Genomic DNA, 22,755 nt, shown 5'->3' with positions numbered 1-22,755 from the left:
ATGATATCAGTCTAGACCCAACCGGCCACGCAGCGTCGACAGATCTTCAGCCAGAAGGGTGATGGGCCCCTTCAGGGCGTTGCGGTCCCGGGCGGTGAGGTTGTCGTAGCTCTGGAAGCCGCCGTCCGGACTGCGGTAGCGCGCGAGCAGGTCCTCGACTCGCTTGTAGCTGCGCTCGACCCGGGCCACGAAGTCCCGGTCCGTCAGCAGCGGCCGCAGGAGCGTGAACACCACCTTCGAGCCCTCGATATTGGCCTGGAAGTCCCACAGGTCGGTGCGGCTGTAGCGCTCCTCCTCGCCGCTGATCTTGGTGGCGGCGATCCCCTCGATCAGGGCCGAGGCCGCCCCGACCGCCCGGGCGGGCGGGATGGCGAGCGCCGCGAGTCGGTCGCGCAGGGTCACGGTCTCGGCGGTGAGCCGCTCCGCGACCTCGCCGAGCCCCTCCGTGGTGCCGAGGGTGAACAGCGCCATCTCCAGCCGATGGAAGCCGACGAAGGCGGGATCGCGCTCGCGCAGCTCGAACTCGTCGCTGCGCACGTCGAGACGCTTGATCAGCTCGGGAAACAGGGCCGCCACCGGCTCGATGCGCTCGTAGGGCGCGCGCGCCGGGGCGTAGAGCCGGCGCGCCTCCGCGAGCTGCCCGGCCTGGATCGCCGCGACGAAGCGCGCGGTCTCGCGCACGAAGGCGTCGGCCTGGGCCACGACGTAGGTCCTGTACGCCGCGAGGGCCGCGGCCAGCTCCGGCGGCACCGGCCGGGACGGCCGGGCGGGACGCGGGCTGTCCGGCATGTCGAGGGACCAGCCCGGGCGGGGATCGCCGACGCCGATCAGCGTCGCCAGAGCGAGGGCCGCGATGCGGGATCGGTCCCGGGCGAGGCTTGGAGACGCGGGCATGGGCGGCGGCGCATCGTGACACGGGGCGCGGCCCGAGCCGGCCGCATCGACCGGCTAATCGAGGCCTCACCGGCGGGCAACTGCCGACCGCGGCGGCGGTTCGCGGCGGGCCCTGGTCGACCGGCCTTCCGGCGGCCTCGCGGAGCATGATCGCGGCGCGCTCAGACGAGGAGCGGGATCACGATCGCGAGCAGGACATTCCCGCCGACGAGCAGGATCAGAGGAAGCGTCTCCATACCGGTCAGCCCAGGCAGGACCGGGCGCGGATCCCGGCCATCGCGGGCTTGACCGGGCAGGCGGGCGCGTCCGCGGCGTAGCTCCGGGTGCCGGCCGGCTGCCCGGTGACGGCCTGCGAGAGCGCCGGCAGGTAGGTTGTGCCGACCATGATGCCGGCCGAGAGCAGGAGGCGGGCGATGACGTCGAGCATGGTGTTTCCCCTCATTCGGCCTTCGAGGACCGTTGTGCGGGGCGGTATCTACGCAAGCGGTGCTGCGGGAATATTGCGTCCCGTGTTGCTTCAGCGCTCTCGGGAAGTCATCGCGCCGATGGCACAATAACGGACTGTGTCGTCGCGGAATCAGCGACGGATCGGGGAGCGGGACGGGTGACGGGGCGCGGGACACGGTGCGCGGCGCGATGATCCGCGGGTTGGGGAGGTCCGGGATCGCGCGCCGCATCCTCGTGGTCGGCGCGATTCCGATTCTCGTCGCGGCCGCCATCGCGCTGGGCGCCTGGATCCTGCTCTACGAGGCCGAGCGGGCCCGGACCGGCGCCGTGGTGGCGACGGAGACCGCACAGACGCTGACGTCGATGAACCGGGCGCGGGCGGATGCCGTCAGCGGCGGCACCGCGCGGCGGGACGAGGCCGAGCGACGCTTCGACGAGCGGGCCGCCACGGCGGCCGGGCAGCTCGAACGTCTGGAGGGTCTCGCGCGCACCCGCGGCCAGTCGGCTCTCGTGGCGACCGTCACGGGCGATCTGAACTCGCAGGTGACGCGCATGCGCTCGCTCCTGCTCTCCGAGCGGACGGCGAACGCGACGATCGTCGATATGGCCCGGCGGGCGGACGCCCTGGTGGCGCTGACCGACGTCGCGCGCCGGCGCCAGCAGCAGGACAACGCTCAGCTGATCGCCGTCCTGGCCGTCAAGGATGCCGAGCTGGAGCGGAACCAGGGCGTCGTCACGGCCCTCCGGGAGCTCCGGGAGGCGATCAGCACCGCGGAGCTGAACCGGGCGCGCATCGGCCGCCCGGTCTTCCCGATCGAGTTCGATGAGCTCGCCGCCGACCTGCGGCAGCTCGATGCGGTGGGCGACCGGCTGCGCCGCGTCCTGCGGGTCGACGGCGAAGCGGGGGCGGCGGACCGGGCGACGGAGCTCCTGAAGGCGTACCGCGACCGGAGCCGGACCGAGGACGGCCTCAACAGGGTGCTCTCCGAGGGCTTCGAGCTGACCCGCGCGACCCAGGCCGGCCGCGTCCTGGTCGAGTGGTGCGACCAGCTCGTCCAAGTGAACGTCACCCGGCAGAACCGGCTGTACGAGGAGGTCGCGCTCCTGATCCGTCACTCGGTCCTCTCGAACGAGGCCGAGCTCTCCGCCCAGGACATCGCCCTCACGGCCCTGCGCCTGGCCCGGCGGACGGATGCGGCCCTGGCGCGCCGGGATACTGCGGAAGCGTCGCGGGTGCTGGAGGCGGGCGCGGAGCTGTCGGGCACGTCCCGGACGCTGCTCATCCCGGTGAGCATCCGGGACGAGATGGCGGAGGCGATCGACGGGTGGCGCACGCAGCTCGCCGCGACGATCGGGAAGATCGGCGAGCAGAACGAGACCATCGCCGACATGGACAGCCGCGCCGCCACGATGAGCGCCAACGCGCAGACCTTGAGCCGGGCCTTCATCGACGATGCCGACCAGTTCGGCAGCGTGATCCGGCAGTTGCTGGTCGTGGGGGCGGTCGGCGCCCTGTGCCTGGGGATCGGCGCCGCCGCCGCGGTGGCGCGCTCGATCACCCGGCCGCTGCACGCGCTCCAGCACAGCATCGTCACCGCCGCCGCCGCGCCCGCCCCCGAGGATATCGGCCGCGACAGTCACCTGCTCACCCGACGCGACGAACTCGGCGACATCGCCAGGGCGACCAACGCGTTCCTGGAGCAGATCCGCCGCCGCGAGGCGGACCGGCGCAACGCCTCTCAGCGCGCCGACGACGCGCTCACGACCCTGCGGCAGGCCCAGGAGGACCTGATCCGCGCCGAGCGGCTCGCCTCGCTCGGGCAGCTCGTGGCGGGCGTCTCGCACGAGATCAGCACCCCGCTCGGCATCGCCCTCACCACGGCGACGCAGGTCCAGTCCGACTCGGCCGCGTTCGCGCGCATGGTCGGGGACAACCAGCTCTCCCGGTCGCGGCTGACCCAGTATGCCGGGCGGATGCGGGAGGGCGCGCAGCTCCTGACCAGCAACCTGATGCGCGCGGCCGATCTCCTCTACAGCTTCAAGCAGGTGGCGGCCGATCAGGCCATCGAGGACCGCCGCCCGCTGAACCTCGCGGACTGGATCGACGAGCTCCTGAAGAGCCTGCGCGCCCTGGCGCGGCCGGGCCGCCACGTCTTCGAGGTCGACTGCCCGCCCGATCTCGTCGTCGACACCCTGCCGGGGATCCTGGCGCAGGTCGTCTCGAACGCCGTCAAGAACGCGATCGAGCACGGCTTCCAGGATCGGGAGGGCGGCCGCATCACCATCACGGGGATCCGGTCCGGGGACGGCATCGGCCTCTCCATCGCCGATGACGGGCGCGGCATCGACGGGGCCGACCTCGGCCGCGTGTTCGACCCGTTCTTCACGACGGCCCGCGCCCGCGGCGGCACGGGCCTGGGCCTGCACATCGTCCACAACCTCGTGGTGAACCGCCTCCAGGGGCGGGTCGAACTGCAGAGCAGCGCGGGTGCCGGCACGGTGCTGCGGCTGTGGCTACCGGAGCGGCTGGCATGAGCGGCGCGACGCACCTCACCCGGCGCGGCGTCGGCCTCCCGAGGCTGCCGAGCGCCGGCCTGCTCATGACGCTGCTCGTCGGGCTACTCGTCGGGCTGCCCGCCGCGCTGCGCCCGCTGCCCGCCGCGGCCCTCACCGAGATCCAGTTCTGGCACGCCCTGGACGGGCCGAACGGCGAGCTGGTGACCCGCCTCGCCGAGACCTTCAACGCATCGCAGCCGGACTACCGGGTCGTGCCGGTCTACAAGGGCTCCTACGCCGAGACGATCAGCAGCGGCATCACGGCCTACCGCACCGGCGCGGCGCCGCACCTGCTGCAGGTCTTCGAGGTCGGCAACGGCACCATGGCGGCCGCCGTCGGCGCCGTCAGATCCGTCGCCACCGTGATGCGGGAGGCCGGGCTCTCGGTGACGCCCGAGGACTTCCTGCCGGTCGTCGCCACCAATTATCGGGATGCCGAGGGCGGGATGCTGTCGCTCCCCTTCAACGTCTCCTCGACGGTGATGTGGATCAACCGCGACCGGTTCCGTCTGGCGGGACTCGACGCCAAGCAGCCCCCGGCGACCTGGCCCGAGGTCTTCGAGGCCGCGCGGCGGCTCAAGGCGGCGGACGGCAAGCGGTGCGCCCTGTCCTCCGCCTGGCCGACCTGGGTGCATCTCGAGCAGCTGTCCGTCTGGCACGACCGGCCGCTCGCGACCCGCTCCAACGGCCTGGACGGCTACGATGCCGAACTCGTCTTCAACGGCCCGCTCCAGGTCCGCCACCTGCAGAACCTCGTCGACCTGAAGCGCGCGGGCGTGTTCGAGTACAACGACCGCGTCAATCGCGGCGAGAGCCGGTTCGTCTCGGGCGACTGCGCGATCTTCCTCACCTCGTCCAGCCTGTACGGCAAGGTCGCCACCGCCGCCCGGTTCGACTGGACGGTCGTGCCCATGCCCTTCTATCCCGACGTCGTGCCGGAGCCGCAGAACGCGATCCTGGGCGGCGGCTCGCTCTACGTGATGCAGGGCAAGACGCCGGACGAGTACCGCGGCGTCGCCCGGTTCCTGGCCTTCCTGATGGACGGGCGGCAGCAGGCCGCGATGTACCGGAACACCGGCTACATCCCCACCACGCGCGCCGCCTACGACGACGCGGTGGCGGAGGGCTTCTTCGAGCGGCACCCGCAGCTCCACGTCGCCGTGCAGGAACTCACCCGGCGGCCGCCGACACGCAACACCGCCGGTCTGCGCCTGGGCAACATGCTGCAGATCCGGGACATCTGGGCCGAGGAACTGGAGGCGGCGCTCGACGGCGCGAAGGCGCCGCAGCGGGCCCTCGACGACGCCGTGGCGCGGGGCAATCAGGTGCTGCGGGTCTTCCAGCAGCGGACCAAGAAGTGAGCGTGGCGGGCGGTCGGCCCACACCGTCATCGCGCGCGCCGCGAAGCGACCCAGGGATGCGCGCCGTTAGTGGACGTGGCGCTGCTGGATTGCTTCGCTCCGCTCGCACGGACGGCGCTGTCGTTGCCGTCAGCGGGAGTCGCGGAACCGCACCGTCTCGAACAGGTGGCGGCCGAGGGGATCCATCGTCAGGCCGAGCACGTCGTCGCGGAGCGCCAGATGCACCTTGGTGTGGGCCAGGGGCACCCAGGGCATCGCGCGCCGGGCGATGGCCTGAGCCTGCCGGTACAGAGCCTGGCGCGCCTCCCGGTCGCCGGTGCGGCGGGCGGCCTCGACCAGCCGGTCGTAGGCCGGGTCGCACCAGCGGGCGAGGTTGGCGCCGCCGGTCTGGGCGGCCTTGCAGCCGAGCAGGACGTTCAGGAAGTTGTCCGGGTCGCCGTTGTCGCTCGTCCAGCCGTAGAGCATCAGCGTGGGCTCTCCGCCGTATAGGGCGGCGCGGTAAGCGTTCCAGGGACGCGTGACCGGGCGCGCGCGGATGCCAACTTGCGCGAGGTCGGCCTGGATCATGTCGGCGACGCGCCGGCCGTTCGGGTTGTAGGGTCGGCTGACTGGCGGATACCACAGGTCCACGTCGAAGCCATCGGCGAGCCCGGCCTCGGCCAGCAGGCGCAGCGCCTCGCCGCGGTCGAAGGGGGTGTCCGGCAGGTCCGCGTCGTGGGCCCAGATCCCGGGCGGCAGCGGCCCCTGCGCCAGGATCCCGGCATCGCCGTAGACGCCCGCCACGATCGCCCGCCGGTCGATGGCGAGGTTGACCGCGCGCCGCACCCGGACGTCGCCGAAGGGCGCACGGGTCGTGTTGAGGGCGAGATAGGCGACGTTCAGCTCGGCCAGCGCGAGCAGCGTCAGGCCCGGCTCTGCCCGGATCGCGTCGAGGTCGCCGGTCGCCGGGAACGCCATGGCGTGGCACTCGCCGGCCCGCAGCTTGTTCAGCCGGACCGCCGCGTTCGGCGTGATCGCGAAGACGAGACCGTCGGGGCGCTCGCCCGGCTCGTTCCCGTCCGCGGCGCGGCGCCAGTAATCCGGGAAGGCGCGGTAGCGGAGGACCTGATCCGGCCGGTACCCCTCGAAGACGAACGGGCCCGTCCCGATGGGCGCCCGGGCGAGGTCGTCCGACGCGTTGCCGGCCGCGAGGGCGGCCGCGTACTCGGCGGACAGGATGGCGCCGAAGGCCTGCGCGATGTTGGCGAGGAAGGTGGTGTCGGCCTCGCGCAACCGGAAGCGGACGTGGCGCGGATCCGGGGCGTCGACGGCCTCAATCAGGTCGGCGAGGCCGAGATCGTGGAAGTAGGTGAAGCCCTGCGCGGCGCCGTCGGGCCCGGAGCGCCGCTGCCGGGTGAACGAGAACACCACGTCGTCGGCGTTCAGGGCACGCGTGGGGGTGAAGCGCGCGTTGGCGTGGAAGCGGACGCCGTCCCGCAGAGCGAAGACGTAGGTCCGGCCGTCCTCCGAGACCGTCCAGGATTCGGCGAGGGCCGGGCGGATCGTCGTGGTGCCGGGCGCGAACTCCACGAGCGCATTGTAGACCTGCCACGCGGCGTTCATCGTGGTGGTGGTCGTGGCGCGGGCGGGATCGAAGGATTCCGGACTGCCTTCCGAGCAGAACACGAAGGTGCGCGCCGACGCCGGGCCGTGACCCAGGATCAGCGCCGAGATGAAGCCGGCCGCCAGGGCGCGCTGCCCGGCGCGGTATGCCGCGGCCGGCCTCACGGCGTCCGGATCGCGCCGGTCCGCGGCCGGGCGGCAGCTCCGGCACCCTGGGCGGGAAAGTCGACCTGCACGACGGTCCCCTGGCCGGGCTCGCTGCTGACCGCGATGCGGCCGCCGAGCTTGGCGGTCACGAGATTGTGGACGATGTGCATGCCGAGCCCCGTGCTGCCGGCGCTGCGAGCCGTCGTGAAGAACGGGTCGAAGATCCGGTCGAGGTGCTCCGGCGGGATGCCCTGACCGGTGTCGCGGACCTCCATCCGCACGAGGCCGCCCTCCCGCTCCGACACGTCCACGGTGATCCGTCCCGGCTCCCCCGCGCGGAAGCCGTGCACGACCGCGTTCGCGATGAGGTTGGTCACGATCTGCGCGAGCACGCCGGGATTGGTGTCGATGACGAGGTCCGCGGGGCAGGCGCGCTCCACCGTATGGCCGCCCTTGCGCAGCATCGGCCTGAGGCTCGCCAGCAGGTCGTCGAGCCAGGTCGCCAGCACGACGCTGCGGCTCTCGTCGCTGACGCGGTCCACCGCGACCTGCTTGAAGCCCTGGACGAGGTCGGCGGCCCGCGTGAGATTCGTGCAGAGCAGGGTGGCGCCCTCCTCGACCCGGTCGACGAAGTGGTTCAGCCGGGACCGCGACAGCGTGCCGGCAGACAGGCCGGTGCGGAAGGCCCGCGCCTCGTCGCTCATGAGCGTCCCGGTGGTGAGTGCGATGCCCAGCGGCGTGTTGATCTCGTGGGCGACCCCGGCCACGAGCTGCCCGAGGGAGGCGAGCTTCTCGGCGCGGACGAGGTTGTCCTGGGTCCGGCGCAGCTCGACCAGGGCGACGTCCGCCTGATCCTTGGCCCGGCGCAGCGCGCCTTCCCGGCGGGTGATCTCGGAGACGAACACCGCGGTGGCGCGGGCGATGTCGCCGAGCTCGTCCCGGCGTGCCGTGCCCCGCACGGCCGCCCCCGCCGGGTTACCCGTCAGCATGACCATGTCGCCCTGGAGGGCGCGCAGCGGCACCAGGATCGAGCGGGCGACGAGGATCACGACCAGCGCGCCGAACAGCAGGAGCCCGGCGGCGCCTGCGAGCAGGATCCGCTGGATGAAGACGCCGGACCGGTCGGCGTCCTCCACGAAGGCGTCGTTGAGCGCCTTGGCGCTGTCGATCATCGTCGCGGCGAGCCCGTCCATCGCGACGATCATGGCGTTCTGCTGCCGCAGGCCCCCGATGGTGGTGGTGAGGCGCCCGCGCCACCCGTCGAGGGCCTGGACCATCTCGGCCTGGATCAGCGGCGAGATCGGCAGCGAGGCGGCGCTCCGGGCGAGGCGCTCGCCCTCGTCGCGCATCCGCTCGGCGAGGGCCGCGTCCCGGTGCAGGAGGGCGCCCGCGGTGCGCGGCCCCAGCTTGAGGGTGCCGATCGCGACGTTCTGGGTGGCGCGCTCGATCTCGTTGGCCTCCACGGAATAGGCCAGCAGCTGCGCCACCTCGTCGTGCAGGCTCTCCTGGCCGGACGTCTCGATCTTCAAGGTGCGCTCGATCCAGGCGTCGAGCTTCGCGCGGAGGTCCGGCTTCCACCCCGCCGTCTCGGCGGTGAGCGCGTCGAGGGCCTCCGCGTCGGCGTCCCGGCCGTCGGCCCGCAGCGCCGCCGCGAGGTCGCGGCTGGCGGCGCGGAAGAGGCCCTGCGCGCGCGGGCCGTCGCCCTCCGAGACCGCCGCTCCGGCGGGGCCGGCCGCGGGGGCCTCGCTCCGGGCCGCGGCCTGGGCGGCGAGCACGGCGCTCTCCGCGCTGCGGGCTCTCAGGGCGTTGAGGCGGGCCACGAGGCCCCGGGCGACCCGCAGCGCCTCGACCTTCTCGGCCGTCGAGCGCGCGAGGTCGGCGTTCGAGGCCTGCTGCCGCAGGCGCGCCCGGTCGGTGAGGTCGATCAGGGTGTCGGCCCGCTGCGTCATCTCGCGGATCAGGCCGTCATTCTCCCGAGTCCGGCGGACGAAGGCGTCCATCTCGCCCCGGTAGCGGGCCAGCGCCCGCTCTACCGAGGCGGTCCGCGCGCGCTGCTCGTCGATGCGGGCGAAGCCGGCGAGCCGGCCGAGGCCGGCCTCGGCCCGTGCCGTCAGGCTGGCGAAGCGCTCGGCGTAGGCGGGCCGGTCCTGCGCGTCCGCGGCGGCGTACTGGTCGCGGACCAGGCGGGCGGTGGCGATGTCGTGGTACACGTCGGCGGCCAGGACCGCGCCGCGCCGGGCGCGCTCCTCCTGCGCCAGGAGGAGCCAGCCGGCCATGGCGATCGCGCCGGCGGCGAGGATCGGCACGCCACCGACCAGGGCGATCTTGGGTCCAACCCGCATCCGCGTCCCGACATAGGGGTCCGGCAGCAACTTAAGGCCGTGCCGGAGAGCGGTGCAATCGGGCGGCGCTCCGGCGACCGGATCACCCGGTGTCCGCGCGCAGTCTTCGGTCGCTGCCGCCCGCCTCGTCATCGCGCGCGCAGCGGAGCGACCCAGGGCTGCGCGCGCCCGGCCGATACGGCGCCGCCGGATCGCTTCGCTGCGCGCGCAGAGACGGCGTCGAAGCCATCCACCACGGGCGGTCTCAGCGATGTCGGGATCGGGGCGGCCGCGGGTCCGGGCCGGCCAGCACGGCATCCTGCGCGTCACGCGCGCGATCGCGCGGCGCCGGCACGCCGAACCGCTCGGTGCAGGTCGGCAGTCGCCGCGGAGCGCGTTCTCCGGCGCGCAGCATGCGGCGCAGTGCACCGAGCAGGTCGGGATCTTCGTCGGCACCGGGGTCGTCGCTGAAGTGCGGCATGGCGGTTCGCGCCCCTCACCGACGGCCGGGCGCGGCGTCGACCGCGATGAGCCGGACGCGACGGCCCGCCGGGTCGCCGACCGGGCCGGCACCCGCGCAGGCGCCGGGCGGGTACGGCCAGGCCGCCCCGCCACAGGCGGCGCCGTCACGGGCCGCCGCGGAGGCTTTTGCGCCCCCGCTGGCCTGCATCGGCACCGTGCTGGCCGCTTGGGTCCAGCCGACGAGCGCCAGGACGCAGAGCGTGCCGAAAGCCGCGGCCGACGAGGTACCGATCACGTGTCGCATGGCCCGTCCTCCGGGCACCTCCGGCCCTCGGTCCTGCCACGCTGATAGGGACGCTCCGTACCGCGGATATTGCTTTCAGCCAGATCTGGAGCGTGAATTGTTGCGTCACCCCATCACGACGCAACATTGATCCGGGTCGCATCAGTCGCCCTCGGGCCGGAATATGTATCCGAGCCCCCGCACCGTGCGGATGTAGCGCGGATTGCCGGGGTCCGGCTCGACCTTCTTGCGGATGCGGTTGATCCGCACGTCGATGGCACGGTCGAACGCGTCCGGGTCGCGGGCGTCCGCGAGGTCGAGCAGGCGCTCGCGCGAGAGCGCCCGCCGCGGATTGTCGGCGAACGCCTTCAGCAGATCGAATTCCGAGCGGGTGAGCGCCTGCTCCAGACCGGCATCGTCGCTGAGGCGCAGGGCGTCGAGCTCCAGCCATTTCGTGCCGAACCGGATGCGGCGCCCGCTCATGGGAATCGGGGCCGGCGGGGCGGTCGGCGTCTGTACGCGGCGCAGGACCGAGCGCACGCGGGCGACCAGCTCGCGCAACTCGCAGGGCTTGGGCAAGTAATCGTCGGCCCCGAGTTCCAGCCCGACCACGCGGTCGATCGCGCTCGCCGTGGCGGTGAGCATGATGATCGGGATCGCGGTCCGGGCCTTGAGGTCGCGCACGATGGAGAGCCCGTCCTCCTCGGGCATGTTCAGGTCGAGCACGATCAGGTCCGGGCTGTGGCCGGCGAGGTGCTCCCGCAAGGAGCGCCCGCCGTCGCACAGGACCACCGAGAACCCGTGGAGCTTCAGGTAATCCCCGACCATCTCGCGGGTCGCCGCCTCGTCGTCCACCACGGCGATCGACGGGATCGCCGCACCGCCGCGGGCGGCGCCGGGGGCGGGGCTGTCTGGTATGGTCATCGCAGCGGTGCGCACTTTCCGGGTTCGCTCTGGAACGAATGCAGGAATCGTATCGGCTCACGGTAGCGTGACAAGTTTTCAACACGATTTCTAGCGTAGTCGTCCGATTGCGAGCAGCATTTCAGGTCATAGCCATGGACGATGACACCCTCACGCTGATCCCCGACGACCTCGACGAGGCGCAGCCGACCGCGGGAGCCTGGGTGATCGCCGTGATCGACGACGATCCGGCCGTGCATGACGGCACGCGCTACGCGCTGGCGAGCTACACCCTCGACGGGCGCGGCCTGGAGATTCTCACCGCCCGTTCGGCTGCCGAGGCGCGGGTGCTGCTCGCCGAGCGCCGCGACGTGGCGGTGGTGCTGCTCGACGTGGTGATGGAGACCGACAATGCCGGGCTGGAGCTGGTGGACTACATCCGGCGCGAGCTCCGGCAGGAGACCGTGCGCATCATCCTGAGGACCGGCCAGCCCGGGCAGGCGCCGGAGCGGCGGATCATCGTCGACTACGACATCAACGACTACAAGGCGAAGACCGAGCTGACCGCCGACAAGCTGTTCACCAGCCTCACCGCGGCCCTGCGCGCCCATCAGCAGCTCAAGCGCCTCGACGAGACCCGGCGCGGGCTCGAGATCATCATCGACGCCGCGCCGATGCTCCTCGATCACAAGTCGATGCAGCGCTTGGCGGAGGGTGTCCTCACCCAGGTCGCCTCGCTCCTGAACGTCGCCTGCGCCGGCATCTTGGTCCTGCGCGAGACCGCCGCCCCGCAGGAGCGCTTCTGCGTTCTGGCCGGCTCCGGCTGTTACGGCCACTACGCCGGCCGCGAGCCGTGCTGGCCGCTGGAGGAGCGGGTGCAACCCCTCGTCGAACGCGCCTTCGCCGAGCGCCGGCACAGCTTCGGCGAGCACTGGTCGACCCTGTATCTGCACACGGCGAGCGGCAGCGAGATCGTCGCGCTGATCGAGGCCGACCGCCAGTTGTCCGAGACCGACCGGTCGCTCATCGCCCTGTTCACGAGCCGGCTGTCGATCGCCTTCGACAACGTCATCCTCTACGAGCGGCTGCAGCTGACCAACGCCGACCTCGAGCGGCGGGTCGTCGAGCGGACCGCCGAGCTGATCCGGGCGAATCGCCGGCTGGACCTGCAGCGCTCAGACCTGCGGCGCGCCAACAGCCTGAAGACCGAGATCCTCGGCACGATCGCGCACGATCTGAAGAACCCGCTGGCGGTCATTCTCGGCCGCGCCGAGATGCTGTCCGACCTGATCGACATGCAGGGCGACCGGGAGCAGATGCGGGCGCAGGTGCAGCACGTGCGCACCAGCGCCAAGGGGCTGACGACTATGATCGACAGCCTCATGGCCGACGCGATGAACGACGCCCTCGACATCAGCCTGCGCCGGGAACCGGTCGATCTCGCAGGCCTCGCCCGGGAGGTCTGCGAGGCCGACCGGCCGCTCGCCGACGCGAAGGACCAGACCCTGGTCTGCGAAGGCCCGGACGAGTTGTTCCTCTGCGGCGACGCCGAGCGCCTGCGCGAGGCCCTCGACAACCTCGTCTCGAACGCCATCAAGTACAGCCCGGTGGGCGGGGCGATCACGGTCCGGGTCAGCCGCGAGCCGGGCCCGCGCGGCGCGGAACTGATCTGCGCCGTCGCCGACCACGGGCCCGGCCTCTCGCCGGAGGATTCGGCCCGCGTGTTCGGGCGGTTCCAGCGCCTGTCGGCCAAGCCCACCGGCGGCGAGAACTCGACCGGTCTCGGGCTCTCGATCGTCCGTCGGATCGCCGAGCTTCACGGCGGCCGCGCCACGGCGGAGAGCGCCGGTCCGGGGCTGGGAGCGGTCTTCGCGATCCGCTTCCCGGAAGAATCCGTCGGGCTGATCTGAGGGATCGCCGGGTCAGTCCGTGCCGCCACGCGAGACGTCGCGCAATCCGGCGGCAGAGGAGCTTGACCACGACGCCGCTCCGAGCCGGCCGATCACCGGCCGCGTCCGCGAGGGGACGGCCGATGGCGACGCGCAGGATGACGAAACCGCGTCCGGATCCGACCGGCTCGTCGCTTGGTCGATGATCGCGGGTCTCGCACCGGCTCTGATCCAGTACGCGCACGGCGTCGCCCTGCCCGCGCGCTTCGTTGGACCGGCAGGACGATCCCGGCTCCGATCGCGTCGCGAAGGACGCGCGATGCCGCCGGGGAGCCGCTCAAGGCCGCGACGGGCGCGCCTCTGCGTCACCGTCCCCCGGTGATCGGGTCCGGAGATAGGCGATGAGATCCGCCCGATCGAGGGGATCGGGAAGGCCGCGGAAGGTCATGCTCGTGCCGGGCGCCAGCTTCGCCGGGGCGGCGAGCCAGAGGTCCATCCGCTCCGGTGTCCAGACGCCGCCCAGCGCCCGGAGCGCCCCGGTATAGCCGTAGCGCCGGCTGTTGCTGGCGACCGGCTTGCCGAGCACGCCGTAGAGTTCGGGTCCGTTCCGATCGCCCGCCCCCGGGCTGATCGTGTGGCAGGCGGCGCACTGACCGAACAGCCGCCCGCCGCGCTCCGCGTCGGCCACCCGCATGACGTCGTCGAACGTCGGGGTCTCGCCCAGGGCGCGGCGGCGCTCCCGTCCGTCGTCCGAGCAGGCTGAGGCGAGCAGTACCAGCGCCAGTGCCGAGACGCGCGAGGGACGACGCGGGATCCGCGGGCGCGTCCGCCTGAGACACCGGAGCATCGCGTTCCCTTCGCGGTCAGAGGGGTCGGACCGGCATGGGCCGGTCGGCCGTTGGGGAGCGCGGCGCGCCGAGCACGATCCAGCCGACGACCGGGGCGGCGCGCGACCGGGCGGCGCAGCTTGGCCGAGCGCGGGAAGCTCGCGCCGCCTCTGCCGGCTCAGACAACGGTGGAGATCGCGCCGGGCGGGTGCGCCAGCAGCGTCGCGAGCAGGCTGAGGCCGTACCGGAGCGTCTCGGCGTCCGGCGCCGCGCCCAGGGAGACGCGGATCGCTTCCGGGGCGGCCCCGACCGCGAAGGCGTCGCTCGGGACGACCGACACGCCGAGCTGGCGCGCGTGGGCGCCGAACTCGCCGCGACGCCAGGGATCGGGCAGCCGGAGCCACAGATGGTGCCCGCACGGATGCGCCCAGACGTCCAGGTCCCGGAGCGTCTCGCGCGCGACCGCCTGCCTGAGCTCGTTCTCCTGCCGGATCGCCGCGACGATGCCGTCGAGCTCGCCCTCGGCGATCCAGTGCGAGGCGAGCGCGGCCGTGAGGGGCGAGGCCATCATGTTGATGGCGCGCAGTTCGGCCGCCAGCCGCACCGCCTCGTTCGTCCCCGGGACCGCGACGTAGGCGATGCGCAGGCCGGGACTCGCGCATTTGGACAGCGTCGCGATGTGCCACGTGATGTCGCTCGCCTGGGACGCGATGGGAGCCGGCGCGTCGTGGGGCAAGGCGCCGTACGCGTCGTCCTCGATGATGGCGACGCCGTGCGTGCGGGCGATCTCGGCGATCCGCCGACGCCGGATTGCCGGCAGGGTCGCCGTGGTCGGGTTGTCGAGGGTCGGCACGAGGTACAGGGCCCGCGGCCGATCGGATCGGCACCGCTCGAGCAGGGCGTCCGGGTCGAGCCCCTCCGCGTCGCCGGCCACAGGCAGGAGGCGGACGCCGCGGCGCTCCGCGGCCATGCGCAGCCCGGGATAGGTGAGCGCCGGGACGCAGAGGGCGTCGCCCGGCTTCAGGACGGCGGCGAGCACGGCGGCGAGCACGACCTGGGCACCGCCGGCCACGAGGACGCGCTGCATCGGGAGCGCCCCGAGCCGTTGACCGAGCCAGTGGGCCGCCGCCGCCCGGTCGGCGAGGTTCCCGGCACTGTCCTGGTACTGCATCCGGGCCAGGAAGGTGGACGAACCGGCCAACCGCGACAGACCCGCCTCCAGGCGCTCCGCCAGCCGCGCCGCCTCCGGCTGGGGCGGCATGTTCATGCTGAAATCGACGCTGCCGGACGGATCGGGCCTGCGCATCTCCGCGGCCGGCGATCGGGACGCCCGGACGAAGCTGCCCCGGCCCGCGGTCGCGTCGATCAGGCCCGTTCGGCGCGCCTCGTTGAAGGCGCGCGTGACCGTCGTGAGATCGACGTTGAGGTGCTTCGCCAGGGCGCGCTGCGGCGGAAGGCGCGCTCCCGGCGAGAGCCGGCCGGCCCGGATGTCCTCGGCCAACGCCCGGACGATGGCGAGGTACTTGGGCCCCGTGTCGCCGGCGATTGTCGGGCTCCAGGATTCCATCATTGACCCCTGTAATCCCACCACTGTATGCATACATTGAGCGTGCGGCCAGATCTGTCAGTGTTCGTAACAAGCCGCGATCCGCCGGAAACCTGACGGATGGCTCAGTCTCAACCGCGATTGTATGGCTTGATATGCCATACAATCGGCAGGCGCAAGGCCGGTCGATCAGGGATCGGCGGCGGCCTGTTGCTCAGGACCGTCGATGATGCAGAGGACCACCGACCAATCGCTCCTGTCCGTCGGCCTGCGCTGCCGCTGCCCGCGCTGCGGGACAGGACGCCTGTTCGACGGCTTCATCACCCTGCGGCCGCGCTGCGAGGCGTGCGGGCTGGACTACGGCTTCGCCGATCCGGCGGACGGGCCCGCCTTCTTCATCATGATGACGATGGCGTTCCCCGTCACCGCTTTCGGGATCTGGCTGGAACTCACCTACGATCCGCCGCTCTGGGTCCACGCCGTGGTGACGCTGCCGCTGCTCCTCCTGGCCTGCGTGCCGATCATCCGGCCGCTGAAGGGGCTCTTCATCGCCAGCCAGTACATCAACAAGGCCGAGGAGGGACGCCTCGCGGTCCCGAAGGCACCGGTCTCCGGTCCGACGTCGCGGGACTGACCGCGTCGCCGGTGCGTGCGCGCCGCCGCGATGGTCAGGCGGCGGTCGCGGCACGTTGACCGGAAGTCGACCGCCGGGCTAGCCTCGCGGAATCAGAGTATTCCGGGATATCTCGTGGGCAGAATGTTTCGCGTGATCGTCCCGGCGCCGAGGCTGCGCGACGATAGTGGGAAGCGTACACGGGCAGATTTGGCATCTCGGCGGATGCCGGTGATCGGGACGCGCGGCCGCGCAGGAAAGTCTTCGGTCCGGCCGCTTCTCACGTCACGGGACGGGCTCCGTGAGGCGCCCGCCGCCGGCTCGACGGCGCGGGGCGGGATGGCACCGCGACCGATCGCCCTGTCGCGGCGAGCGGGCCGAACCTGACGGGAGGGGGGTTATCGATACCGCGATCGAACGCCTGGAGCGCGCCATCGGCCGCGCGGCCCGCGGCCTCGTCGGGCGTCGCCACGTGGTGGAGCTGGTGCACCTCGCGCTGGTGGCGCGCGAGCATCTCCTGCTGATCGGACCGCCCGGCACCGGCAAGTCGGCCGCGGTGCGGGCCTGCGCCGCCGGGACCGGGGCGCGCTGCTTCGAGTACCTGATCGGACGCTTCACGGAACCGGCCGAACTGTTCGGCCCGCTGGACCTCGAAGCCCTGCGCGCGGGCAAGCTGCGGCCGGACATCTCCGGCATGCTGCCGGAGGCCGAGTTCGCCTTCCTCGATGAGGTCTTCCTCGGCTCGACCGCGATCCTGAACGCGCTTCTCGGCGTGCTGAACGAGCGCCGCTACCGCCGGGGGCATTTCGACACTGCCGTCCCGCTGCGCTGCTGCGTCGGCGCCAGCAACGCCCTGCCGGAGGATCCCGGTCTCGCGGCCTTCGCCGACCGCTTCCTCGTCACGGCCTTCGTCGATCCCCTGGCCGACACCGACCTGGAGGCCCTGCTCGCCGGCGATCCGGTCGCGTCCGTCGAACCCGGCGACGGGGAGGCGCCGCTGACGCTCGCGGAGATCGACGCGCTCGCCGAGGCCGCCGCGCGGATCGACCTCGCGCCGGTCCGGCCTGCCTACGCGCAGGTGGTGCGGAAGCTGCGCGCCCGCGGCGTGCGGCTGAGCGACCGGCGCGTGGTGCGGGGCCAGTCGCTCGTCGCGGCGGCGGCGCTCATCGCGGGCCGGACGGCCGCGGAGGAGGCCGACCTGTGGCCGGTGATCCACCTCGTCCAGGACCGGATCGCGCAGGACGAGGCCCGCGACCTGCTGCGCGTCGAGCTCGGCGCCGCGGCGAGCCCCGTCCTGCCCGCGGCCGCCAAGGCGGCGGGCTACGGTCCGGCCGCGCGGGCCGCGGACCTCGCCAGGGAGGGGGAGGCTCTGGCCGCCTCCGCCCCGGACGACCGCACCGCCCCCGCCTTCGAGGCTTGGCTGGTCCGCGCCGAATCCTTCCTCGTGCAGATCGACGCCGCCTTCGGGGCGGAGGAGCGCCCGCCGGCCCTCGCCGCGGCGCGGGACGCGCTGCTGACGCGCTGCCGGGCACCGGTCGCGGGCGTGACTCCGGCGTGATCCAGGATCCGGCGCGTCTTCCCCTGCGATTGATGCCGGCGGACGGCGGCTCGCCGGTGGGTCTGCGCCTCACCCGCAGCGACGCGGCCGGTCTCTTGGCGCGGATCGCCCCGCGGATCGGCCGCTACGCCACCCTGCGCCTCGCGCTGGCGGGCGGCGAGGCCGTCCTGTTCGCCCCCGACACGGGCTCGGGCCGGCCGGCGCTGCCCTGGTGCGCGACGCCGCTCGGGTGGCTGGCGGCCGACGGGCCGCTGCTCCTGCCCTTCGGGTGCCGCCTCGCCGTGCCAGCGCCCTGGCGCGCCGAGGTCGCGCGCCGCCTGCTCGACCGGCACGGGATGGGCGGTCCGGCACTGCTCGTTCCCGACGGCGAAACCCTGCGCCTGCTCGACCTCGCCGGTTCGCGCGCCGTGCCGGACATCGATACCGGCCGCCTGGGAGAGGCGGCGTGAGCGCCGCGTCGACCGGTCCGCGGACGACCCTTCCGCCGGCGCTCGCACCGTGGACGGCGCTCTTCTCCGACATGGCGGAACCGGATCTGCGGATCCTCGCGGCGCTGGTCGAGGCGCTGCGGCCCCTCGTCGAGCGGGCCGACGGCGCGGGCGGGCAACCGCAGGGCGAGATCGACGGGCTGGGGGACCTCGGAACCCGCGGTGGGATCGAGCGCCTTGTCGCCTCGGAGTGGCTCTGGCGCGACCTCGATCCGGACGCCTTCCTGCAGCGCGCGGCCGAGCGCGACCTGCTGACCCTGGAGCCGGTCTACCGTCAGGCGGCGGATGCGGGCGCCGTGCTGGTCGTGGTCGATGCCGGGCCGGAACTCCTCGGCGCCCCCCGCCTCGTGGCCTTCGCGGCGCTGCTCTGCCTGGCCGGCCTCGCCCGGCGGCGCGGCGCGCGCCTGCTCTGGGCCTCGACCGCCACGCCGGAGCGGCGCTGGCTCGGCGCGTTGAAGCGGTCCGACGCCGCGATCCTTCTCCGCGAGAGCGCCGCCACATCCCTCGACGCGGTCGAACTCGAACGGGTCGTGGCCGAGCCGGTCGCGACCCGCGCGGCCGGGCGGCCCGGCGCCAGCCTCTGGCTCATCGGCGGGTCCGACCTGCCCGAAGCGGCGCGGCCGTGCCGGCGGATCACCATCGTGGAGCGGCCGCGTCTCGGGCCGGACGGCCTCGCCGTGGCCGCCGACGTCACCGTGCTGGACGCCACCGGCCAAGTCGCCGCCGCGCGCCTCGACCTCCCGCCGGAGCGCGAGGCGGTGGCGCTGTTGCGCGACCCGTTCCGGCCCCGTCCGGCTCCCGGACGCCCGCCGTCCCGGCGGTCCGCGCCCGACCGGAGCGCGGCGCCTCCGGACTGGGCGCCCCGCGGGCTGGCCTTCGCGCCCTGCGGCGAGCACCTCCTGGTGGCGCGGCCCGACGGCATCCTCATCGTCCCCGTCACCGGCACCTCCGGCGCGCTGCGCCTGCCGGTCGCACCCCACGAGCGCCTCGTGGGGCTCGCCGTCGGCCGGTCGCGGATCCGGGCCGCGTGCCTCAACGTCTACGCCGACGACGCGCGCCTGACGCTCCGCAGCTGGACCTTCGACCGCTCGGGCGCCGCTGCGACGTTCGACCGGCGGATCCCGCGGGACCATCCCCTGGTGAGCCGGCGCCTGCCGAAGGCGGTTCTGCCGCCCCTCGGGACGCTGAAACGCCGCAACCGGTCCTGGCTCCTGGCGGCCGACGGCACGGCCTTCCTGGTCTCGGAGACGCGGCTGATCGAGTACGCGCCGCTCGCGGGCGAGCTTCCCCTCGCGGTTACGCCCGCCGGTCTGCTGATGCGCGATCGCGCGGACGGGGTGATCGCGCGGCGGCCTTCCGACGGGAAGGTCGTGGCGCGGTTCCCCGGCCGGGCCGGATCGCTGCGGCCGGGCGGCGGCCTCGCCCTCTGCGCGGTGCGCGGGCAGCCCACCCTGGGGATCGAGCAGGCGAGCGGGCACTGGCACGTGGTGAACGCCGCGGACGGAGCGGTCGCGCACCTCGGGCCGCAGGGCCGGATCATCGGCATCGTGCCCCCGTACGACGGCGTGCGCGCCCAGGCCGTCGGAAGCCTCCTCGCCCTCCATCTCGACCACGACGAGGCGGGATCGGCGCGCCTGACGTTCCGGACCCCGGACGGCGCGGCGGCGGGCGATCCCCTGACGCTTCCGGACGCGACCCTCGAGGCGGTGCGCGTCGCCGTCGATGCCGATGCCGTCCCGTGCATCGCGGCCGCGCGGTGCGACGCCGCGGGCTTCGTCGCCGCGCTCGCCTTCGGCCAGCTCGACCGCGGATGGTCCCACCTGAGAGATCTCGGCGCGTTCGCGGAAACCGTCCCGTGCCTGGGCGCCTGAGGCCGCCGCCGGTCCCCGATGCCCGGGAGCCGCTCGCGGCCCTGCGCCCGCGCGGCTGGGTGCATGCCGGCACGATCCCCCTCGACGGGATCCTGATGGCGCGCGGCCCCGCGGGGCCGGACTGGCGCGCCCGGCTCCTTCCCTGGCTCGAGCACGCCGCGGAGGTGCGGGCACGCGGCGATCGCGTGCTCGTGCTGTTCGCCGCGCCCGTCACGCGGGACTGCGCGGCCCTCGGACCGGTCCTGCCGGTCGTGCGCAGTGCCGGGATCCTGACCGCCGTGCCCCTCGCCGAGCCGGAGCCGCCCGTCGCCGCGGCCCTGCGGGACCATGTCGTCCACATGACGGGGGGACGCCTCGCCGCCGAGCCGCTGGCGGCCTTCGCCAGTCTCGACATCGCCGGTTGGTGGGATCTCGACGCGATCGCGGTGCATCCGGCCGAACGCCTGCCGGTCCTGCGACCGGCGCCGCCGGCGCGCCGCCTCGTCAGCGCCCCCGCCCTCGTCGCCGACGCGGACCCCCTCGCGCCGGTCCGCGACGCCGTGACCCGGCGGCCGCGGCGCCGGACGAAGCACGTCCTCGGCGATCTCGTCACCCGCGGCCGGCGCGTGATCGGCGGCGCGTTGGAGCTCCTCTGGACCGCCTACGTCGTCCTGCTGGCCTCCATCATGGTCGGCGCCATGGTGCTCGGCTTCGCCGAGAACGTCCGGACGACGGCGGAGCACGGGGCCGCCGCGGCCCACTGGGGCAGCCTCGCGCTGCCGGTGCTGGTCCTTCTCGTCCTCGCGTGGTTCGCGTTCTGGCGTCGCGGAGCGCGGGCCGGGCGTGAGGCGGCTGCGCCCTCGGCCAGCCCGCCCGCCGCGACCGGCACCGGGCGCACGCCCATCTGGCGCCGGGCGGCGGCGTGGCTCGCGTGGCGCTCGCCCTACGCGGCCCATCTTCGCCGCCTCTATGCCCGGCGGCTCACCGAGGTCGAGCGGCTGTTCGCGGCGGGGCGCGTCGACGAGGCCCTGTACCGGGCGATCGGTCTCGGCGGCGCGGCGCGGCGCGGGAGCGCCTTCGCCGACCTGCCCCTGACCGGGCCCGGGCTGCGCAGGAGCCTCGACCTCGATCTCGGGCCGCAGCGGGCGAGCGGACTGAGCCTCGCGCCCGCGGACGAGATCCGGCTCGCGGCGCTCTACCGCGCGCAGGCCGCGGCGATGGCCGGACGCGGCGACACGGAACGCGCGGCCTTCGTGCTCGACAGCCTGGTCGGGAACCCGCACGAGGCGGTGCGCCTCCTCGCGGAATCCGGGCGCCTCGAGACCGCAGCCCGTCTGGCCGAGGCGCGCCGCCTCCCGCCCGCGACGACCGTCCCGCTCTGGTTCCGGGCGGGGCAGACCGAGCGGGCCCTGGCACTCGCCGCCCGCCACGAGGCCCACGCGGAGCTCTGGAAGGAACTCGAGGCCGACGATCCGTTCCGACCGGTCCTGGCCGAGGCCTGGGTCGCGCGCCTCGTCGGGATCGGCGCCCTGGATCGCGCCGCCGCGGTCACCTTCGGCCTGCCGGCTCTGGCCGAGCGACGACTGGACTGGATCCGGCAAGCCCTCGACGCCGAGACGCCGGTGCCGGCCGCGCCGCTCGCCCGGGCCCTGCGCGCTCTGTCCTGGGAGGGACGGGACGGCGACCGGCTGCACGCCGCCTTCACGGACCTGGTGAGCGGGACCGGGGCCGAGGCGGCGGCGCGCCGGAGTGCGGTGGCCGCGCTCCTGCTCGACGCGCAGTTCGAGGGCGGTCCGGTGCGGCCGCCGACGCCCGCCTTCGCGCTCCTCTGCCGCGGCCTCGCGCGCCGCCTCGCCGCGGATGACGGCATCCTCGGCCACGATGCGGAGCGCGCCCGGCTCGCCGGGCGCCTCGCGGAAGCCGGCGGACAGGTCGCCCTGCGCCAGCATCTCCGGCAGCTCAGGACGCGCACCGCACCGTCCGCCTCCCGCCTGGCGGGCCCGCTCGTCGTCCCTGACGGCCCGGCGCTGGCCGAGATCGCCGATGCCGCGCTCCTGTCGGGCGGGCGGCTGCTCCTGGGCTACCGCTCCGGGCTCGTGCGCCTCCTCGGCCGCGCCGGCCGCGAGCGCTGGCGGGGACAGGTGGATGGCCTGACGGGCTTCGCGTGTCTCGGCGCGGGCGACCGGGCCCTCGTTCTGCGCGAGACGCTCGACGGCCCCGACGTCCAGCTCTTCGACGCCGGCACCGGACGGCTCCTGCCGCTCGGTCCCCTGCCGATCACGCACTGGCATGGTCAGGCGGACGAGACCGGCTGGCTCGTCTTCGACGGGGAGGCGCTCGTCCGGCTGGACACCGCCTCGCTCCTCGGTCGCGCGGGCGGCGCGCCCGGCTCCGACGGCGCCCTGGCGCACCATTGGCGCCTGCCCATGACCGAACCGGGCCGGCCGCTGCTGCTCGCTGCCTTCGCGGACGCGAGCGCCCTGATCTACGCCCGGCACGACGGCCTGATCGAGTGGTGGAGCCTGTCCTCCCGCACCCTTGCGGTGACGTGCCGGTTCTGGACGCCGCCCGATCGCGGCGTCGGCGTGCTCGGCCTGACCGAGGCCGTCGCCTGGTCCCTCGAGGGGACCGGCGTGCATCCGCACCTGCGGGCGCATCCCCACGCTTTCACGACGGCCTCCCGGGAGCAGGAGCGCGCGTTGATCGAGGCCGCCGCGCGCGCGGAGCCCGCGGATCCGCCGCGCCTAGTCGCGGCGGAGAACGGCCGCCTCTGGGCCGCGACCGCCACCGAGGAGGGGACGCTCTGGGCCGGCGTGCCCGGCGCGAACCGGATCCGCGGACCGGCCGTCCTGTGGCAGGGCAGCGGGAGCCTGCGCGCGCGCTTCGCTCTCGAGGGCGACGCCGCGGCCGTCTTCGACGAGCGCGGTCGCCTGATCGTGTTCGAGACCGTCACCGGACAGGTGACCCTGCGCCTGATCTGACCGGCCGGGCTCGCGCACAGCCTTGGG

17 protein-coding genes are annotated in these 22,755 nt (G+C 73.9%); 8 read left to right on the top strand and 9 right to left on the bottom strand.

The annotated features are described in order from the left end of the window. Window positions 1-6: 6 nt before the first annotated feature. Both efeO and ACLBX8_RS16290 read right to left on the bottom strand, forming a co-directional pair. Window positions 7-894 carry an iron uptake system protein EfeO gene (gene efeO / locus ACLBX8_RS16295; RefSeq protein ID WP_020093141.1) on the bottom strand — a complete coding sequence of 296 codons (888 nt, stop codon included), beginning with the start codon at window positions 892-894 and terminating at the stop codon, window positions 7-9. Window positions 895-1,135: 241 nt separating this feature from the next. Then, window positions 1,136-1,321, bottom strand: coding sequence for a hypothetical protein (locus ACLBX8_RS16290; RefSeq protein WP_020093140.1), 186 nt, complete (start codon window positions 1,319-1,321; stop codon window positions 1,136-1,138). Window positions 1,322-1,530: 209 nt separating this feature from the next. Between ACLBX8_RS16290 and ACLBX8_RS16285 the strand changes: the two genes are divergently transcribed. Further along, a complete protein-coding gene (locus tag ACLBX8_RS16285) occupies window positions 1,531-3,876 on the top strand; it encodes an ATP-binding protein (RefSeq protein ID WP_447715511.1) in 2,346 nt (781 codons plus the stop codon). Next, a complete protein-coding gene (gene ugpB / locus ACLBX8_RS16280) occupies window positions 3,873-5,258 on the top strand; it encodes a sn-glycerol-3-phosphate ABC transporter substrate-binding protein UgpB (protein WP_447715510.1) in 1,386 nt (461 codons plus the stop codon). The genes ACLBX8_RS16285 and ugpB overlap by 4 nt, the downstream gene beginning before the upstream one ends. Before the next feature lie 129 nt (window positions 5,259-5,387). Here ugpB and ACLBX8_RS16275 read toward each other — a convergent pair whose 3' ends face one another. The 5 genes from ACLBX8_RS16275 to ACLBX8_RS16255 form a co-directional block, all read right to left on the bottom strand. Beyond that, window positions 5,388-7,025: an ABC transporter substrate-binding protein gene (locus tag ACLBX8_RS16275; protein ID WP_447715509.1), complete on the bottom strand. Its 1,638-nt coding sequence runs from the start codon at window positions 7,023-7,025 to the stop codon at window positions 5,388-5,390. Further along, window positions 7,022-9,349 (bottom strand): ATP-binding protein, encoded by a 2,328-nt coding sequence (locus tag ACLBX8_RS16270; protein WP_447715508.1) that lies wholly within the window; start codon window positions 9,347-9,349, stop codon window positions 7,022-7,024. The genes ACLBX8_RS16275 and ACLBX8_RS16270 overlap by 4 nt, the downstream gene beginning before the upstream one ends. Before the next feature lie 244 nt (window positions 9,350-9,593). Beyond that, on the bottom strand, window positions 9,594-9,809 hold the full coding sequence (locus tag ACLBX8_RS16265) for a hypothetical protein (protein WP_447715507.1): 216 nt from the start codon (window positions 9,807-9,809) through the stop codon (window positions 9,594-9,596). A 15-nt stretch (window positions 9,810-9,824) separates the two neighbouring features. Continuing rightward, window positions 9,825-10,094 (bottom strand): hypothetical protein, encoded by a 270-nt coding sequence (locus tag ACLBX8_RS16260; RefSeq protein WP_020093134.1) that lies wholly within the window; start codon window positions 10,092-10,094, stop codon window positions 9,825-9,827. A 141-nt stretch (window positions 10,095-10,235) separates the two neighbouring features. Further along, the gene (locus ACLBX8_RS16255) at window positions 10,236-10,997 is read right to left on the bottom strand and encodes a response regulator (RefSeq protein WP_447715506.1); all 762 of its coding nucleotides are present in this window, start codon (window positions 10,995-10,997) and stop codon (window positions 10,236-10,238) included. 134 nt (window positions 10,998-11,131) lie between these two features. On the opposite strand from ACLBX8_RS16255, the gene ACLBX8_RS16250 reads away from it, so the two are divergent. Next, on the top strand, window positions 11,132-12,886 hold the full coding sequence (locus ACLBX8_RS16250) for an ATP-binding response regulator (RefSeq protein WP_091680607.1): 1,755 nt from the start codon (window positions 11,132-11,134) through the stop codon (window positions 12,884-12,886). 316 nt (window positions 12,887-13,202) lie between these two features. Here the strand turns inward: ACLBX8_RS16250 and ACLBX8_RS16245 are convergent, their stop codons facing one another. Together ACLBX8_RS16245 and ACLBX8_RS16240 are read right to left on the bottom strand one after the other, a co-directional pair. Then, complete coding sequence (locus ACLBX8_RS16245) at window positions 13,203-13,712, bottom strand: c-type cytochrome (protein WP_447715505.1); 510 nt, start codon at window positions 13,710-13,712, stop codon at window positions 13,203-13,205. 158 nt (window positions 13,713-13,870) lie between these two features. Beyond that, window positions 13,871-15,262, bottom strand: a complete 1,392-nt coding sequence (locus ACLBX8_RS16240) for an aminotransferase-like domain-containing protein (RefSeq protein ID WP_091680602.1) — start codon at window positions 15,260-15,262, stop codon at window positions 13,871-13,873. A 205-nt stretch (window positions 15,263-15,467) separates the two neighbouring features. Here ACLBX8_RS16240 and ACLBX8_RS16235 point away from each other — a divergent pair, with 205 nt between their 5' ends. From ACLBX8_RS16235 to ACLBX8_RS16215, 5 genes are all read left to right on the top strand, one after another. Further along, complete coding sequence (locus ACLBX8_RS16235) at window positions 15,468-15,872, top strand: DUF983 domain-containing protein (protein WP_447715520.1); 405 nt, start codon at window positions 15,468-15,470, stop codon at window positions 15,870-15,872. Between the two features lie 280 nt (window positions 15,873-16,152). Then, window positions 16,153-17,409 carry an AAA family ATPase gene (locus ACLBX8_RS16230; RefSeq protein WP_447715504.1) on the top strand — a complete coding sequence of 419 codons (1,257 nt, stop codon included), beginning with the start codon at window positions 16,153-16,155 and terminating at the stop codon, window positions 17,407-17,409. Further along, window positions 17,406-17,858, top strand: a complete 453-nt coding sequence (locus ACLBX8_RS16225) for a hypothetical protein (protein WP_447698964.1) — start codon at window positions 17,406-17,408, stop codon at window positions 17,856-17,858. Before ACLBX8_RS16230 ends, ACLBX8_RS16225 begins: the two co-directional genes overlap by 4 nt. After that, window positions 17,855-19,768, top strand: a complete 1,914-nt coding sequence (locus tag ACLBX8_RS16220; protein ID WP_447715503.1) for a hypothetical protein — start codon at window positions 17,855-17,857, stop codon at window positions 19,766-19,768. Before ACLBX8_RS16225 ends, ACLBX8_RS16220 begins: the two co-directional genes overlap by 4 nt. Then, window positions 19,753-22,728 carry a hypothetical protein gene (locus ACLBX8_RS16215; RefSeq protein ID WP_447698967.1) on the top strand — a complete coding sequence of 992 codons (2,976 nt, stop codon included), beginning with the start codon at window positions 19,753-19,755 and terminating at the stop codon, window positions 22,726-22,728. The genes ACLBX8_RS16220 and ACLBX8_RS16215 overlap by 16 nt, the downstream gene beginning before the upstream one ends. The last annotated feature ends 27 nt before the right edge of the window (window positions 22,729-22,755 follow it).

Source organism: Methylobacterium sp. D48H (assembly GCF_053345715.1).
This window is presented reverse-complemented; position numbering and strand designations above follow the sequence as displayed.

What these genes read in the sequence shown, in the direction of transcription:
- efeO (WP_020093141.1), bottom strand. Translation starts at nt 894, where the DNA reads ATGCCCGCGTCTCCAAGCCTCGCCCGGGACCGATCCCGCATCGCGGCC.
- ACLBX8_RS16290 (WP_020093140.1), bottom strand. Translation starts at nt 1,321, where the DNA reads ATGCTCGACGTCATCGCCCGCCTCCTGCTCTCGGCCGGCATCATGGTC.
- ACLBX8_RS16285 (WP_447715511.1), top strand. Translation starts at nt 1,531, where the DNA reads ATGATCCGCGGGTTGGGGAGGTCCGGGATCGCGCGCCGCATCCTCGTG.
- ugpB (WP_447715510.1), top strand. Translation starts at nt 3,873, where the DNA reads ATGAGCGGCGCGACGCACCTCACCCGGCGCGGCGTCGGCCTCCCGAGG.
- ACLBX8_RS16270 (WP_447715508.1), bottom strand. Translation starts at nt 9,349, where the DNA reads ATGCGGGTTGGACCCAAGATCGCCCTGGTCGGTGGCGTGCCGATCCTC.
- ACLBX8_RS16265 (WP_447715507.1), bottom strand. Translation starts at nt 9,809, where the DNA reads ATGCCGCACTTCAGCGACGACCCCGGTGCCGACGAAGATCCCGACCTG.
- ACLBX8_RS16260 (WP_020093134.1), bottom strand. Translation starts at nt 10,094, where the DNA reads ATGCGACACGTGATCGGTACCTCGTCGGCCGCGGCTTTCGGCACGCTC.
- ACLBX8_RS16255 (WP_447715506.1), bottom strand. Translation starts at nt 10,997, where the DNA reads ATGACCATACCAGACAGCCCCGCCCCCGGCGCCGCCCGCGGCGGTGCG.
- ACLBX8_RS16250 (WP_091680607.1), top strand. Translation starts at nt 11,132, where the DNA reads ATGGACGATGACACCCTCACGCTGATCCCCGACGACCTCGACGAGGCG.
- ACLBX8_RS16245 (WP_447715505.1), bottom strand. Translation starts at nt 13,712, where the DNA reads ATGCTCCGGTGTCTCAGGCGGACGCGCCCGCGGATCCCGCGTCGTCCC.
- ACLBX8_RS16240 (WP_091680602.1), bottom strand. Translation starts at nt 15,262, where the DNA reads ATGATGGAATCCTGGAGCCCGACAATCGCCGGCGACACGGGGCCCAAG.
- ACLBX8_RS16235 (WP_447715520.1), top strand. Translation starts at nt 15,468, where the DNA reads ATGCAGAGGACCACCGACCAATCGCTCCTGTCCGTCGGCCTGCGCTGC.